Source organism: Lishizhenia sp., from assembly GCF_033720595.1.
In the GTDB taxonomy this organism is placed as follows: domain Bacteria; phylum Bacteroidota; class Bacteroidia; order Flavobacteriales_D; family Crocinitomicaceae; genus Lishizhenia.
Genome location: NZ_JAWWCF010000051.1, coordinates 1 through 16944 on the forward strand (window position 1 = coordinate 1; position 16944 = coordinate 16944).

Consider the following 16944-nt stretch of genomic DNA (forward strand, 5'->3'; position numbering starts at 1 on the left):
ACCCTTCACTTTGTTTGCTATTTTCCCGAACTGGTTAAGTAAATTACCACAATCAGGTGGGTGGTTAAACTCAGTAAAAGTAGTTTTAGGTTTTGTTGAAATTGCGTTAGGATTAAAGTTCTTAAGCGTTGCCGACCAAACTTACCACTGGGGAATCTTAGACAGAGAAGTATACATCGCTCTTTGGATTGTTGTATTTACTTTAATGGGCTTCTACTTAATTGGAAAAATCAAGTTCTCGCATGATTCTGACATGCCATATGTTAAGGTTCCAAGATTATTCATGGGTATAGCTGTATTCTCATTTGTAGTGTACTTAACTCCTGGATTAATTGGCCACCCATTAAAAGCTTTATCAGGATATTTACCACCAATGTCTACGCATGACTTTGATTTAATGGGAGCCGTTAACGGTACAGACGAATATCAGTGTGAAGGAGATGTGTTGTACAGCGACTTCTTACACCTTCCGCATGGTATTGCAGGTTACTTTGATTTAGATCAAGCCAAAGCATGTGCGAAGGCACAAGACAAACCTGTTTTCATTGACTTTACAGGTCACGGTTGTGTAAACTGTAGAGAAATGGAAGCCAAAGTTTGGAGTGATCCAGAAGTGTTGAAATTATTGAAAGAAGAGTTCGTTGTAGTAGCACTTTACTGTGATGATAAAACTGTTTTACCAGAAGATCAATGGTATGAATCTAAGGTTGATGGTAAAATGAAAAAGACGATTGGAGATCAAAACTTAGACTTCCAGATTTGTAACTTTGATAATAACGCTCAACCTCTATATGTAACTTTAGACCAAAGCGGTGACTTGTTAGCAAGTCCGGTTGCATACGATACTGACGTAGAAAACTTTAAAAACTTCTTGAAATTGGCAATCTCTAATTACAAGATGAATAAATAATATTGTTACGAAAACAAAAAATCCCGTTATTTAGATAACGGGATTTTTTTATGCTTAAAATTTACACCACTATACTACTTACACTCCTTTTGTTTTCCCATAGCATGGGACAAGGACCTTCAATTGTTATACAACGTGTAAAAACATGTATAGAACCAGCCTATGATTTCGTAAACAATTGCATAGAACAAAGAGTAATTTATAGAAACAAGAGCTACGTTAAACTGTATTACCTCGGACATCTTAGACATAGCGTTTTGAAAAAAAAACACAGACTGTATTATGCGCGGGTGAATGCTGACTCAAGCTTAAGTCACCGCAGAGTATATTGGAAAAGAGCCTTGCGCAGAGATAGTATTATTGGGAAATATTATACACTGATTTTAGCAAAAGATTACGATAACTATACACTTTATTACAAAGAAAAAAAGAAGCAATGTGACCTTTGTGCCGATGAAGAAAAAATTCTTTATCTGGACGAACCTGTTCCTAAAACCGTTAAAAGAGATCCTATTATTTTCAACAATGCCTTCTATAAACATCCGCTACTGAAACCGAATTATTTGCTTATTAAAATAAATAAGCAGTTTATACCACATCCCGAGCTCTATTTTGAGGATAGTTTAAAATTAGAAAAGGTAAAATGGAAAGAACCTCGGTGGCGAGAAAAAGGGTATTATTATGCGCTAATTCCAGTTACTAGAAACAACCTAGGTACGAAAGTAGGTCCAATTGTATACAAAGAACAAATTCACTGCCCATACGAACCAAAACCGTCGCCTCCTACCTTTAACGTAAATCCAGATAGGTCCGTAGGAAACTATTTCTCTGGATTAAAAATGGACATGGGTTTCATTCCTCATATCCAAAGTCAGTTTGTTTCTCTCGGCTACCATAAACGTTTCAACAGACAATCTCTAAACCTTTCACTTCAGTACTCATCAAGCCATCTGATAACCCCTCGCCTACAATATCAATTTTACCTTGTCAACAAAAGAAATTATAATCACTTAAGATACTCCTATAACGCAAGTTACTATGACTACTTCACCTTAAAAAAGATACAACCCCTGACCTATACTCAATTATATCTCGGAACCGAATATTTTGCGGGTAAAATAAATGAAGAATGGTCAGCATTTCAAAGACTTTATATAGGATACAACAAACAAGTTGGCTATCTCAATATTTACATGAATTATGGGGTGAATGGAGTATTCAATCAACTCCCGAGAACTACACGCTATCTTGAGCTAGGATTAAAAATCAATATTCCTTTAAAAAGACAACCCCTTGTACAAATTTAAAGACGCTTGAGACCAATTCTTTTACGTTCAACATCCAAACTCACCACTTCCACATTCACATGCTCATTAAGTCGAATATAATCACTCGGATCTTCCACAAATGTATCCGCCAATTGTGATTTATGAATAAGTCCGTTTTCTTTGATTCCAATATTCACAAAAGCTCCAAAGTTGGTTACATTGGTCACTATTCCTCTCAGCTTTCTTCCTACACTTAAATCTGCTATTGAATTTATGCTTTGGTCAAACTCCAAGACTTTCACTTTATTTCTTGGATCTCGACCTGGTTTTTGGAGTTCCTGAATCACATCGTTAAAGGTATACGCTCCCACGTAATTAAAATCCTCATGGTTCAATTTCGATAGCATTTCTTTATCACCGAGAACATCGGCTACTTTCATTTTCTTGCGCTTTGCAATCTCTTCCACTAACGCATACTGTTCTGGATGCAAAGCTGTATTATCCAATGGATTTTCACCCTCTCGAATGCGCAAAAAGCCAGCAGCTTGTTCATAGGCCTTCGCCCCTAACCTTTTCACTTTAAGAAGATCCTTCCTATTTTCAAATCTACCTTCTTGATTTCTATAAGCAACGATATTCTCAGCTAATCCAAGCCCCAAACCTGAAACATGCTGCAAAAGGTATGGAGATGCTGTATTTAAGTCAATCCCAACACTGTTTACACAAGAAACAACCACGTCATCTAGGGCCAGCTTAAGTTTGTTTTGATTAACGTCGTGTTGATATTGTCCTACCCCTAAAGATTTAGGATCTATCTTTACCAATTCAGACAATGGATCCATTAAGCGTCTTCCTATCGAAACAGCCCCTCTTACGGTTACATCATATTCTGGAAACTCTTTTCTGGCAATTGGACTCGCTGAATAGATAGAAGCACCGTCTTCATTTACAGAGAAAACTTGAACATCTCTATCAAAATGTATGCGTTTTACTAAGTGTTCTGTTTCTCTCCCTGCCGTTCCATCACCTATAGCTATAGCTTCAATTTTATAAGCTTGCACCAACTGGGCGATTTTACTCTTCGCTTTAGCCTGATCTTTTTGCGGTGGATGAGGGTAAATAGTGGTATTGGTCAACAACTTTCCATTCTCGTCCAAACAAACAACTTTACAACCTGTTCTGAAACCAGGATCAATGGCCAATATTCTTTTTTCTCCTAAGGGAGGTGCCAATAAAAGTTGTCTTAAATTTTTTGTAAAGACCTTTATTGCTCCTTCGTCTGCTTCTTCCTTCTTACGCGCAAGAAATTCATTCTCTATACTCGGTGCTAACAAACGTGAATAAGCATCCTCTGCGGCCTCTAAAACCAAGTCACTTGAGGCATTATTTCCCTTTACAAAAAATCGACGTAGCAAATGTTGCACGTCTTCTTTATCAATCTGTAATTTCACGCGTAAAAAACCTTCGTTCTGTCCACGTGTAATCGCCATAAACCTGTGAGAAGCACAACGCTTTAAACTTTCTTCAAAAGTGAAATAATCTTTATACTTCGCGGCTTCTTCCATTTTAGTTTTCACCACTTTACTCACCAAAACACCCTTTGAGGCGTACATTTTACGCAAGGTATTTCTCAACCCGATGTTTTCATTTATCCACTCAGCAATGATTTGCTTCGCCCCTGTTAAGGCAGCATCAATGCTATCTATTTCACCTTTTACGTATTTCTGTGCAATACCTTCTGGATTATTGGCATTCTGACTCATGATAATTTTCGCCAAAGGCTCCAGTCCATTCTTCCTCGCCTTTTCTGCAAGGGTAACACGCTTTTGTTTAAAAGGAAGGTATATATCCTCCAGACTACCTAAATCAAAAGTACTTTCAACTTTGAGCTTTAATTCCTCATTGAGCTTACCCAATTCTTTAATTCGTTTGAGTATGGTTGACTGTCTTGCTGTAATTTCATCATACTTTGTTGATTCATCACGAATACCAGTGATTTGAACCTCGTCTAAACCTTGGGTCATTTCCTTTCGGTAACGCGCAATAAAAGGAACTGTAGCCCCCTCTTCAAACAACTGCAAGGTTTGTTCGATTTGCTTGTTATTCAACCCCAGTTTCTCTACAATAAAATCAACTTTCAACATATACTCCGAATTGTGCGGATAAAAATAAGATAAGTGATGAAAGTAGCGGCAAAATGGTATACGGATATCCCCTCTCCCCCTTAATAATTTTTAATTTTACTCCCAGAAAAATAAGCCATGAAAAATTTTATCGAACAACTCAAAGTTATAGATCTATCAAGTGTTTTAGCCGGACCATCTGTTGGGATGTTTTTTGCTGAAATGGGAGCTGACGTTATAAAAATAGAACACCCAATTCATAAGGATGTCACAAGATCTTGGAAACTGGCCAATGAGGATAAAGAAAGTAATGTCTCCGCTTATTTTTCTGCTATCAATTACAAAAAGAAATACCAGGCCTTAAACCTTAAATCATCAGACGATGTAAATAATCTTAAAGCCTTAATAAAAGAGGCCGATTTACTTTTAATGAATTTCAAAAAAGGTGATCAAGAAAAATTTGGAATCACAGATGATGTTTTACAAAGCTTAAACCCAAAGTTGATTATTGGAAAAATCAATGGCTATGGAAGTGAAAGTGACAGGGTGGCTTACGACTTAATTCTTCAAGCCGAAAGTGGTTTTATGTCTATGAATGGAAAACCAAACAGTGGCCCTATAAAAATGCCCGTTGCCCTCATAGATGTATTGGCTGGACATCAATTGAAAGAAGGATTATTAAATGCATTATTAAACAGAACTATTACTCAAAAAGGAAGTGTTGTAACGGTTAGTTTATATGAAACTGCTGTTGCTTCATTGATGAATCAGGCTTCTAATTATTTAATGAATGATCACATACCGCAACGCATAGGTTCTTTACATCCTAACATAGCACCATACGGTGAAATCTTCACAACCAAAGATCAGAAAGATTTGACTTTTGCCATAGGTAACGATAATCAATTTCAAAAGCTTTGTGCCTTTCTAGGTCTAGAAAAACTTCCTTTGGATGAAAAATTCTCAAACAATGTAAACCGTATTGCCCATCGTAAGGAATTAGCAACCATCCTTGCTGAAAAGGTTTCGTGCGTAGATTCAGCAGATGTTATGGATTACTGTTTATCACAAAACATACCTGCAGGCATTATTCGTAACCTAAAAGAAGTATTTGAAAACCCACTGGCCCAAGAAATGATAAGAGAAGAAGAGATAGAAGGAAAATTGACACGTCGTGTTTCCAGCATCTCCTTTAAAACGAAAGAATCCTAAGCCTTTTTCGCCTGTTTCACATTCTTAGTAATTCGCTTTGTAATGTAGTTATAGATTAAACGTCTATCGCTAGGATTAAGCTTTCTCCCAAAACTATAGGTTTTACCCAAGTGTTCAAATTCAATACGCGGCGTACCTGCTACCCAAGGTGAATTCTCAAAAATGTTTTGAAAGCTATTGTCTTTCAATTCTACCTCGCGCATTTTGCTGATATTCTCTAAAAACAAACGATTGGATTTACCGTATGATCCTGTAGCTTTCTTTAAGATTAATTCGTGATCATTAATTTTTATAAGCTCCTTACCGAAGTATTGATACAAGGTAGTCTTGCCAACACGTACAGCAAAATACAACCAAAAAGCCATAAAGATGAACAGCACAATTTGTTGGTTTTCTTCGTATCCTCTAAACAATTCAGAAGTAACATATGCACCAATGGCTAACCACAGGATAAACCAAAATCCAATTAAGTGCTTTTTCCATCCTATAGGTTCTGGATAAATAACAAAAGAAAGGGAATCCTTTTGATCTACTACACTGGTTCTTTTGCCTATCCACTTCATACGAATCTTTTTTGCAAAAATAACAGACACCAGACATAAAACAAAAAAAGGCATCCGAAGATGCCTTTTTCATTGTTGTTATTTTAATTATTTAATGACAGAGATTGTCCCGGTCCAAGTATACTTATTATCGTCAATTCTATCTTTCGTTCGAATTGTCCATGCATAAGCTCCATCTTTTACAACTTTACCTTGGTAGGTACGATCCCATCCTTTGTCTGGATCATGTGATACGAAAATCAACTCTCCCCAACGGTTGTATATTTCTAACGTGAAATCATAAGGATCTATACCCATAATTTGAACCTTAAACGTTTGGTTGTATTCATCACCATCCGGAGTAAAGGCGTTGGGCGCATATATCACAACATCACTAACTACACTAACCGTCGTGTAAGCTGTATCCTGACATCCAAAATCATTTTCAACTACCAACATTACTTGGTACTCTCCTATTTCTAAATCAGGGTAACTTACTTGTGGATCCCATTGTGTAGAAGAACCATCTAAAGCTCCTGTAAACGTCCACCATAAGTTTGTAGCATCTACCGAACCATTCGCTGTGAAGCTAAAGTTAGGATCGAACATAGAAGCTTCAGAAGGAGATACAGAGATATTAGCCAAAGGATAATCGAATACTTCTATCATATCTGTAAACACCTCTGTGTATGTACAACCATAAATAGAGGTTGTAGTAACCGTAACGGTGTATACCCCAGGGTTTTCAAACACATTACTTACATCTAACAAGTTATCTTCAGTAACAATGTTTCCATCACCAAAATCATAAGTTACCGAAGCAACATCAGAAGATGGTGTGTTGTTGGAGAAGGTAACTGGAACAGGATAACATCCACTGTTCACATCCGGTTGAATATCTGCAACGATATCTTCTGGGAATTCAATTGTGAAACACTCAGTAACTGTTGGCGAACCACACGTCTCACTCAATTCCACACAGTATTGCGTTGGAGAAGTGGTTGGTGTTAAAGAAACATTTTGCCCTACTTGATCCTGAGTTCCATTTGCATACCAAGTATATACTAACTGAGAACTACCTCCAGTACCTTGAGCACTTACAGGCAAAGTAAATCCATCACAAATAATAGTATCGTTTGGCCATGCAGTTAACTGCAAAGGAGCTGGTTCTACCAGAGCAAACATCGTATCTTTTGTACATCCATTTAAACTCTCAACCGTAACATTATAAGTTCCAGGTGCTAAGTTTGTAAATTGGCCCGTTTGGTTAAACTGAGCACCACCAGGTCCATTAATTGTATACGTAACTCCATTAGGATCTGTAATCGTAACTTGTCCATCGTTGGCCGAGTTACAGGTAATATCTGTTGGGGTAATTTGAATATCAAAATCTACAACCGTTACATCAATGAATGCAGTGTCAGTACAAGAAGTACCCACAACGTGCGCATAAGTTCCTGAAGGCATAGTTGCCGGATCAAATGGCATTTGAATAACATTCAATGCTGTATCCAACCATTGCTCATTTGTTTGTTCTGCATTTGGCCCCAAGTAAGTAAATAAATCTTCTGGTGCATCGTAAGAACAGAATAAGATGCTGGTATCATTTCCAGGATTCGCTGTAGTTTCTATAGAAATCACCATCGAATCAGTTGTATTACAAAGCGGGTGACCTGTAGGATACATGTTTAAATACATAGTTACCTGTTGCGAAACCGTTGCAATCGGATCACTAATCGTTGCATCATTCAATATTGCAGAAGGTGTCCATTCAAAATCTAGATCTCCTAAACAATCTCCTACGAATGTAAATGTTTGAGAAGTTGGAGTTTGACCATTTTGTCCATATTGAACCACAACTCCACCCGTAGGATCATAAAGTATGATCTCACACTCATTCGTATTTCCTCCTGTACCTATGAACGATAAACTGTATGTTGCACCATGGGGTATAGATAAAGTATACTCAACCCAGTCACCTCCATTTTGCGCATTCGTTAACGTATAGTTTGTTATCGTACCGTTAATGTTGACATTGATTGAATTTCCTTGCCATCCATCTCCCCATGTATCATCTAACCTTAAGACATAGTCACAAGTAGAAACACCTGCTATACCACCTTCAAGTTGAACTTGGTTATTTGCCGATAAACAAATTGTTGTATCCATACCTGCATCAGCTTGAGGGTTATCCTCCACTGTTACAACTACAGACGAATCATTCGTACATCCAAAATCATCTACCACATAGTAGTCATACGTATAAGCTCCTGCTTGCGTAATATTCGTTGTTAATGTATTTCCATCTGGTGTAATTGAACCAATCATTGCCGAAGCAGGATCCCAGTAAGATGAATCTGAATTATTTCCTATCCCAGGTTCAAATGTCGTCACTGGAGGATATAAACTTGGATCAAAATTCACAGCAAATGTAGTAATCATACCATCATCAATTCCCCAGTTATCCACCACATTTATGGACCATGTACCATTTAAAGGACAACCGATTAATCCTGACAAAGGATTTACAGAAGCATAATTACCAGCTGGCAATGCTCCTCCTACGGTTGGAGCTGCAATCCAAGTTGTAGTAGCCGTTGGTGTAAAACAGTAGGTCCACGGTGTTCCTTGTGTTGCTGGATCATTACAATCAATATTAGTAGCCTGTACTGGAATACCCAAGTTTGTACCCCCTCCACCTTGTTGGTGCATGATTACTGACTGACCATTAGGACATTCGATAGAAATTACAAGGTCACCCATAAACGAGTGCTCTATGTCTAAACATATACTTTGTAAATCAGAAATAGTAGACAAGGTAGCTCCAGCAGCAAAACCAGTCTGAATTAAATCAATGGTTTGGGCCTGTCCTGTCATATTATCGTATAAACAACCATCTGTTACAGAGTTTGAACCTGGGAATCCAGACCATTGTACGGGATAAGATTGAGGCGTAGCCACCAAACTTATTTGTTCTCCTAAACACAAAGTTGTATCGGCAGGGAAACCTGTAAACGTAGGTTCTGTAGCCACATAAACTTTTAAATCTATCAGGTTAGGATTCGTACATCCATTATCATCGGTTACATAAAGTTGTACACGGTATTCTCCTGGACTATCATAAGCATGACCAACATTTTGTCCGTTGGCATTTGTTCCATCCATGAAATCCCATTCATAATCAACCAATGAAAAACCTGCCTGTGCAATAGAACCATTATCGGCAAAATTGATTACTTCGCCCACACATGCAGCAATACTATCTGCAGTATCCCCATTTGAAATTATACCCGCAGCATAAGGATCAGCACAAGGTGCCGTACAGGTTACTGCAGCTGTATACATACCAGCAGGTCCAACTGCGTTTGAAATAAATTGTATGGTAATACAACCTGAAGTATTGGTTGCACTTGCTTGGAATACTGTATTCGAAGAAACACTATTTCCTGTATAAGATCCAATTACCGGTGCAGCTGTACTATTTCCATCATAAATTATCATTGAATCTACAGCACCAGTAGCGTCTGGAGTTAAATCTAAATCGAATAAATTAAATTGTAAATAAATCGTATCATTTAGAGTCGAAGGACAAAAGGTAACTGTTACATTCTCATTATTTCCGTAACCTGATCCTCCTTGACCACCTGAATCAATAATAAATTCATCACATGTACTTACAGTGGTGTTGTTTGCAGCAGCATTCATAACCGTTGAGGACTGTTGTCCAAAAACAACGATGCTGGTAAACATAAAAATGATTGATACTAGTTTTTTCATTCTGTTTATAGTTTTCTCGATAAACTTGCTTTCGGTTTAAATACCCCAACAAATTGTACAACAACTGTATTATGGGCCTCCTTTAAATTCTTAACAAGTTCACTTACACTTGGTTCAATTTTGAAACGACAATATATCCTGATAGTTGCCAATTTAACCATGAATAACACAATAATAAATTGGAATAACTAAGATGCTGACAACAATACGATAATACTGAACGCAACTGTTTAATATTTAACCTAAATAAATTTAAACGATTGTAAATATAACACTATCACTGAAACAAAAAAAGGGAAGAACACAATTGTCCTTCCCTATTCATTAATCAAGTTTTCTTTATCTAATCACAGTAACATTTCCTGTAATAACGGTTCTTTCATCATTACCCAGAGACTTGTATTCTATTCTCCAAGTATAAATACCATCTTCAACAATTTTACCATTATATGTACCATCCCAATAACCTTTGGCATCATTGGAGATAAATATCTGTTCTCCCCATCTGTTATAAATTACCATTTGGAAATCGTACGGATCGAAACCACTCGTAAATACCGGTTGGAAAATGTTGTTAAATGGATCTCCGTTCGGTGTAAATGTATTTGGTATATAATAAATTGTTTGTCCTGATAAAATAACTGGATGAATAATTTTATCGATACATCCATATTGAGATACAGCCGTTAGTTCAACATTGAAACTAGCACTAGTAATTCCATCAAACTCATAAATTGGGTTTTCATCAGTAATAGAATCTGTACCATCACCAAAACTCCAATAGTAATTCGTTGCTCCTGTAGATTCATTGTAGAATTCTACCGTACTTTCTATATTATCAATTAAGAAAGTAGAAGCGTCAAACGCAGCATCAGGCAATGGGTATACAGTGATGAAACCTGGTTCTAAAAGCGTACTCGTACATCCATTTGTACTTGTCACGGTTAACTCTATGTCATAAGAACCTGAATTATCAAAAGTATATACTACATCTTCACCCGTGTTTGTAATTACTTCACCATTAATAAACCACTCACACGTCCCAATATTTCCTTGGGTTGTATTAGAGAAAGTAACTGTTAATGGCATACATCCATCTGAAACATCAGAAGTAAATGAAACGTCTGGTAATGCTTCAACAGTAACCACTACTGAGTCTGTATTAACACAACCATTAGCATCCGTACCCTCTACTGTGTAAGTTACCACTCCTACAGGAGGAGCAAAAGCCACGGCATCTTGTACATTGTTATCCCAAAGGTAAGTTTGGGCTCCTTGACCTGCTAGCGTTACATTATCATTTTCACAAATTAGCTGATCTGTACCTGCGTAAACGTTTGGCAACGGATTTACAACAATTTCAAACGTATCGTTGACAACATAATAACACGTAGCATCAAACAAAGTATCGATGATATAAAGTCCCTCTGCATTTCCTAAATTGAAATCTGTAGTGTTAGATGTTGCTACTGTAGGTGTACCATCGATAGTATAATGTACTTCGAATGGTCCTGTTCCTGTAACATCAAATACAATATCTGCCACACTATCTCCGGCACAATATGTTCCCGTACCAGAACCTCCTAGGTAAACTGGTGCAATCGGAGAAGTAAAGTACAATGTATCTGCACATGTGTCTTCATCCACAAAGAATACCATTACTTCTAAAGGTGTACCATCAGAAGGTATACCGGTAATTAAGTAGGTGTATGTTGAATCTTCCGTAAATGGACCAGAAATATTATCTGTATACACCCCAGATCCATTTGTTGCTTGGAATACCAAGTCACCTGTAGCTGGATTATCCAAGAAAAGAACATCTCCTTCTACATTGAACGTTCCATTACCTTGACATGTATCAATTGCAGCATTGAAACTCATGATTTCACATCCACAGTTTGTGATGTAAACTCTCGTAGTATCTGTAGCTGAACATCCAGTTGCAGTATTAGTTAATGTACCAATAAAGTTTTGAGAAGTATCTCCCATACATGCCTGAGGGTTGGCTAATGTATTATCATTCATTTGTGCTGCTGGCTCCCATACATATGTGTATGCTGGTGGGGCACATGTCATAGATATTTGATCCAAACTCCAGTTATCAGCAACTGCTGATGCAGTGTGCTGCGGTTGTGTCCATTTAAACTGAACAGATGCACCTTGAGCACCCGCCGGTAAGTTTACATTATAACATTTCCAACTTGGTGAAACATCCCAAATAGATTCATCATATACGGCAATTGTTGTCCATGGACCTCCATTTGCACTGTATTGAAGAAGAACATCTTCACCCGCTCCGGCATTACCACAACCACCTGTACTAAATTGATTCCCCATATACAAACAGAAAGAAATCACAGTACATGATTGCGTATTCACGGCATTTGTAACAGCTTCTCTATCTCCGGTACCGTTAAAGAACAATGAGTTTTGGTAGTAACTAGAACAACCTGAACCTATCGCTCCTCCCGTAATTTGATCCCACATCGTAGTGTTCGTTGAAGGGTCAAAGTCATCTTCAACTCCTTGTGGTCCTAAGTTAGCAGGTTGGATATCTAAAGTTGTACAATCAAAACAACCAACACTGTCTGGACTGGCAGTCGCTGTAGCAGTCATTTCTGTTACAATTACATTGACATCCACTTGACATGAATCAGCATCATCTGTAAAGTAAACGGTATACGTTTCATCTGTTTGAGGAGCAACGCTTACAACGTTAGTATCTGGATTCGACGGTAAATGCAACCAATCGTAGTGATAATTACAATTACCTTGTAAAATTTCTACATTATCTATACCCCAGTGATCATTCACTGTAGATGACGCTTGTGGTTGAGACCATTGAAAACTAACTGTTGTATCTGCTGGATTTGCAGGAAACGAAAAACAATAAGTTGCCCAACTGTAATAAGGTCCTGATATATTACTTGTCGGTTGAAAGTAAAAAATGGTATCATCCCATGTTGTACCTCCATCGTGTGAAGCAACAAAGTACACACCTTCATCTGGTAAATCAGGGTCTTCACAATCTCCTCCGGGTACATCATCACCTGCAAAGTCTAAGTCAAAACAAACTTGACCTCCACATGATAAATCAAAAGAGTTTGTAGCTAATGTTCTAGGGAAAGGTACATTTCCAAACCAAGCTGAAGAAGTACCATCTAAAGAAGGCCCACACGGGTTGTTAAACTGAACAGTCGCCGAAGTAGACCATCCTGCACCAATTTGATTTCCGTTAAAATCGGTAGAAAGAACTGGCGAACCAGCTAACCCTACAGCTGTTAATTCTAAGGTATCTCCACAAAATATTGTAATTGGGGATATCGGGTCTACGGATAACTGACAAGGCTGAGTCTGTGCACTCACCCATTGTGATCCAGTAACTAATAGCAGAAGTAATACGAATATCTTTTTCATTCTAAGAGTGGTTTTATTGCACGGTAACATTACTAAACACAACGTTTGTTAACTCATCATCTGTCATTCCAGGTACCAATTTTGTAAACCTATCGAACAACATTAATGCGTTCTCTTTATTTGTTGCTGATCCTTCAACACTTTCATTCGGTGCTAAAGTCAAACTAAAATTATTTTCTTGGTGGTCTAGCCTTTTACAGTTCCAACATACATCGTTTCTGTAAAACGCTCGTGTGAAATTGAAAGTCTTTGTTTCTGTATTCGTGTTTGTTACTTTAAAAAATACGAACAACGCATTTCTTCCTGAATGAACAATCTTCTCTTGTTTATACTCTACTGTAATTCCTTCGTAGTTTCCGAAAACCTGCCAATCACTGGTTGGATTAAAACTCGTTTGAACTTCAGTTGTTTGTACAGCACTCATATCAACTCCCGCAAAGGATAAAGACAAGACTGCCGCAAATAGTAATAAAACTTTCATTATTATACAGTTAAAATTATTTCAAATAGGCTTAAAAATAAGTTAACAAAAAAGAATAAAACACAATTCTCTAACTAGAATACGTCTCCTCTTATTTGATTCACAAATCCTACTACTCCTGTGTAAATATTAACAGGGTTGATAGAATTATTTGCCTTTCGTTAGTAAAACGATAATAGATTATATCGGTTGCTCTTTTCAAAGAAAAAAATCAAGATTTAATGATCCAATCTAAATCTTTCTTGAGCAGAGATAGCGTTTTCGCCTCCTGTGAGTTCTCTTCAACCTTGAAGTCATACTCCCAACCTGCAATTTTTGGTAATGACATGAGAATAGATTCAATTCTTCCACCTGTTTTTAAACCAAAGGCTGTTCCTCTGTCGTGTACCAAATTAAATTCTACGTAGCGTCCTCTTCGAATATTTCGCCATTGCTCATGTTCGGGCAATACTTCCTTATCTTTTCCTAAATCATTTTGCTCTTTATACAAGGCAGCAAAAGCATCTCCTAAATCGATTGCAAAATCTAACATGCTTTGCTTCTCTTCTTCAGAATTGGTTTTTATATGATCATAAAAGATACCTCCTACACCCCTTGTTTCTTCACGGTGAGGAATGTAAAAGTACTCATCCGCCCATTTTTTATAATCTGGATAAAAGTTTGGGTTGTAGCGATCGCAAATATCTTTTAGCCCTTGGTGAAACATTGCTGCCTGCTCTGGAATAACATAGTGAGGGGTCATGTCAATTCCACCACCAAACCAATGAACACCGTTATCCATTTCAAAATAACGTACATTCATATGCATGATAGGAACATGTGGATTGTGGGGGTGAAGTACAATAGAGACGCCCGTGGCAAAGAACTCTTTTCCATCGAGTTTCAATTGCTTTTTCATCATCTCACTTACAGGTCCATGAACTGCTGAGAAGTTGACACCACCTTTTTCGAGTACATTTCCATCTTGAATGATTCGGGTTCTCCCTCCTCCTCCCTCTGCTCTTTCCCAGAGGTCTTGATGAAATTTTGATTTTCCGTCTAGTTCTTCTAACCTGCTACAAATTCTGTCTTGCAACAGCTTGAACTGTTCTTTAATATACTCTTTGGTTAATGACTTTTCCAACTCTCTTGATTTCAAAATTCTCTTGTTTCAATATAAAACAAGTTCCGTTTTCAGTTCCGTTCCCTACTCCTCTTGACTCTAGTCGAATATCATTCATTAACCCTTCGTTTACGTTGCGCATTAAAAGGTATTGACTTAAGTACGCGTACGTAACATCAAATCCTTGAACAGCATATTTCGATGGGTCTGCATTGTATGCTTCTCTATAGTCTAACACAAATTTCTGCATAGACGGCGTTGAATAATCCAAGTGATTGGGAGATGCATAGTGCAACTGGAATCTGTTCTTATAATAATTACTTAAATCATCAAACTTCATCCAATCATTTATACCAACAACCGCTACTCTGGCATCCTCATGAATACGTTGATTCTTCACTCTATTAAGTGTTGTTAAGAAACGCATTGCATGTGCTTTGTCCGAAGATAAATCTACAAACACGGTTAAGGTATCGTTTATTATTGCTGCTGACAATTCTTTACCAGCATCACTAAGTTGCACTTCCTTTAAGATAGCCCTGTAAGATTGTGGAGTTGTTAATCTATTAAATTCCTCTCTAAACACTCTATAAGCATCATTATCTTTGGCTAAACCACTCTTCACGAGAACAACATTATCATCTCCATGTTCTAAGGCATAGTAATGTGCTAAAGATTTAATCAATGTTAAATCAGAAGGTATTGCAAAGCTTACGTAAGGATTACTCTTAAGCACAGAAGTATTAGCATTAAATGGAACAATCAGCCTTGCGTTATTTAGTTTTGCCCAATTTGCAACAGGTGTAATAGTTTGGTTAAATAATGGTCCTATGATGATATCTGTATTCTTAAACTCATAAGACTTGAGAATATTTGCGACCTCTGTAGCACTCGCTTTAGAATCATAGAATTTCACTTCTGCGGTAAGACCTAACTTCGCCAATGAGTCCAAAGCCATCTTTGCTCCCATATAGAAGTCAACCGACAGATCCGTTAATTTATTCAATTCTGTTGCAGGAGTAATCATACCTGATAATACTTCAGGATTTTTTGTAATGTGGAAGGGTAGTATTACTGCTACCTTATATTTTGATTTTTGCTCAAACTTAGGAGCAACATAATTAGAGTCTGAAATAAATGGAATTGTATTCTCCTTAAACACAGGAGCCTCTTCCTTTCTTGGGATAACCAGTACTTGACCAACTTTGATTTCTCCATTTTCAATATCATTTTCTCTCACGATATCTAACATGGTTACTTTGTGAGCCAAAGCAATTCTATACAAAGTTTCTCCCTTTTGAACCGTGTGTGTTTCAACACTATCCGGCCATTGTACAACTAAGGTATTCGGAACTAAGGGTTGATTATTTAATTCGGGTTGTGGATCTTCTTTTTCTACCTGATTATTTGTAGGGGTAGAAAGCTCTAAGCTTGGTATTTTTAATTGCTGCCCAATTTGTAGTCCTTGATCTGAACCGGGGTTCAATGCTACAATATCTGCAACAGAAACATCGTAAAGACGAGATATCCCATATAGGGTCTGCTTCGCCTCTACGATGTGAATTTTATAGGTTTGAATATTGGAATTTTCGATAGGGATATAAACAACCTGCCCCACCTGAAGCCCTGCCTCAGCGTTAGGATTAACAGCAACTATTTCTGCAATAGTCACCTCATATTGTCTATGTAAACTATAGAGTGTGTTACCACTTTCCACAACATGAACGAGACATTTCTTCCCGTTCACCATTGTTGTTTCTATTTTATCCTTTTTGTCGGCATCTCCTCTTTGTGCAAAAAGCGATGTTGCCAACAACATCATAACTACAATTCCAATTAATTTCATTCAATTATTCCCATTCAATGGTTGCTGGTGGTTTAGAGCTAATGTCGTAAGTAACTCTATTAATACCTTTCACCTGATTAATGATCTTGTTCGATACTTTCGCCAAGAATTCGTAAGGTAAGTGACACCAATCTGCCGTCATACCATCCGTTGATGTTACAGCTCTTAAAGCAACCGCATTTTCATACGTTCTTTCGTCTCCCATAACCCCTACAGATTGAATTGGTAGGAAGATAGCACCTGCTTGCCAAACATCGTCATACAAT

At 37.5% G+C, this 16944-nt stretch carries 10 protein-coding genes and 1 pseudogene; 3 read left to right on the plus strand and 8 right to left on the minus strand.

What is annotated here, in order from left to right; translation table 11 throughout:
* Together R3333_RS05425 and R3333_RS05430 are read left to right on the plus strand one after the other, a co-directional pair.
* A partial coding sequence (locus R3333_RS05425; RefSeq protein ID WP_318957773.1) for a thioredoxin family protein occupies window positions 1-910 on the plus strand: 910 nt, incomplete at its 5' end.
* Window positions 911-1014: 104 nt separating this feature from the next.
* The gene (locus R3333_RS05430; protein WP_318957774.1) at window positions 1015-2217 is read left to right on the plus strand and encodes a hypothetical protein; all 1203 of its coding nucleotides are present in this window, start codon (window positions 1015-1017) and stop codon (window positions 2215-2217) included.
* Here R3333_RS05430 and R3333_RS05435 read toward each other — a convergent pair.
* Window positions 2214-4322 (minus strand): Tex family protein, encoded by a 2109-nt coding sequence (locus R3333_RS05435; protein ID WP_318957775.1) that lies wholly within the window; start codon window positions 4320-4322, stop codon window positions 2214-2216. The genes R3333_RS05430 and R3333_RS05435 overlap by 4 nt on opposite strands.
* A 117-nt stretch (window positions 4323-4439) precedes the next feature.
* On the opposite strand from R3333_RS05435, the gene R3333_RS05440 reads away from it, so the two are divergent.
* Window positions 4440-5513: a CaiB/BaiF CoA-transferase family protein gene (locus R3333_RS05440; RefSeq protein WP_318957776.1), complete on the plus strand. Its 1074-nt coding sequence runs from the start codon at window positions 4440-4442 to the stop codon at window positions 5511-5513.
* On the opposite strand, the gene R3333_RS05445 is transcribed toward R3333_RS05440, so the two are convergent.
* From R3333_RS05445 to R3333_RS05475, 7 genes and pseudogenes are all read right to left on the minus strand, one after another.
* The gene (locus R3333_RS05445; protein ID WP_318957777.1) at window positions 5510-6076 is read right to left on the minus strand and encodes a hypothetical protein; all 567 of its coding nucleotides are present in this window, start codon (window positions 6074-6076) and stop codon (window positions 5510-5512) included. The two genes, R3333_RS05440 and R3333_RS05445, sit on opposite strands and share 4 nt — an antisense overlap.
* Before the next feature lie 87 nt (window positions 6077-6163).
* Window positions 6164-9832 carry a PKD domain-containing protein gene (locus R3333_RS05450; protein WP_318957778.1) on the minus strand — a complete coding sequence of 1223 codons (3669 nt, stop codon included), beginning with the start codon at window positions 9830-9832 and terminating at the stop codon, window positions 6164-6166.
* A gap of 339 nt (window positions 9833-10171) precedes the next feature.
* Window positions 10172-13249 (minus strand): gliding motility-associated C-terminal domain-containing protein, encoded by a 3078-nt coding sequence (locus R3333_RS05455; protein ID WP_318957779.1) that lies wholly within the window; start codon window positions 13247-13249, stop codon window positions 10172-10174.
* 13 nt (window positions 13250-13262) lie between these two features.
* Complete coding sequence (locus R3333_RS05460) at window positions 13263-13730, minus strand: hypothetical protein (protein WP_318957780.1); 468 nt, start codon at window positions 13728-13730, stop codon at window positions 13263-13265.
* Window positions 13731-13941: 211 nt separating this feature from the next.
* On the minus strand, window positions 13942-14853 hold the full coding sequence (gene hemF / locus R3333_RS05465) for an oxygen-dependent coproporphyrinogen oxidase (RefSeq protein WP_318957781.1): 912 nt from the start codon (window positions 14851-14853) through the stop codon (window positions 13942-13944).
* Entirely contained in the window at window positions 14822-16678 is a 1857-nt protein-coding gene (locus tag R3333_RS05470; protein ID WP_318957782.1) for an amino acid ABC transporter substrate-binding protein, read from the minus strand. Before R3333_RS05470 ends, hemF begins: the two co-directional genes overlap by 32 nt.
* 4 nt (window positions 16679-16682) lie before the next feature.
* Window positions 16683-16944 (minus strand): annotated as a pseudogene (locus R3333_RS05475) (GMP synthase (glutamine-hydrolyzing)); the annotation flags it as partial.

What these genes read in the sequence shown, in the direction of transcription:
- R3333_RS05455 (WP_318957779.1), bottom strand. Translation starts at nt 13,249, where the DNA reads ATGAAAAAGATATTCGTATTACTTCTGCTATTAGTTACTGGATCACAA.
- R3333_RS05435 (WP_318957775.1), bottom strand. Translation starts at nt 4,322, where the DNA reads ATGTTGAAAGTTGATTTTATTGTAGAGAAACTGGGGTTGAATAACAAG.
- R3333_RS05440 (WP_318957776.1), top strand. Translation starts at nt 4,440, where the DNA reads ATGAAAAATTTTATCGAACAACTCAAAGTTATAGATCTATCAAGTGTT.
- R3333_RS05460 (WP_318957780.1), bottom strand. Translation starts at nt 13,730, where the DNA reads ATGAAAGTTTTATTACTATTTGCGGCAGTCTTGTCTTTATCCTTTGCG.
- R3333_RS05470 (WP_318957782.1), bottom strand. Translation starts at nt 16,678, where the DNA reads ATGAAATTAATTGGAATTGTAGTTATGATGTTGTTGGCAACATCGCTT.
- R3333_RS05430 (WP_318957774.1), top strand. Translation starts at nt 1,015, where the DNA reads ATGGGACAAGGACCTTCAATTGTTATACAACGTGTAAAAACATGTATA.
- R3333_RS05445 (WP_318957777.1), bottom strand. Translation starts at nt 6,076, where the DNA reads ATGAAGTGGATAGGCAAAAGAACCAGTGTAGTAGATCAAAAGGATTCC.
- R3333_RS05450 (WP_318957778.1), bottom strand. Translation starts at nt 9,832, where the DNA reads ATGAAAAAACTAGTATCAATCATTTTTATGTTTACCAGCATCGTTGTT.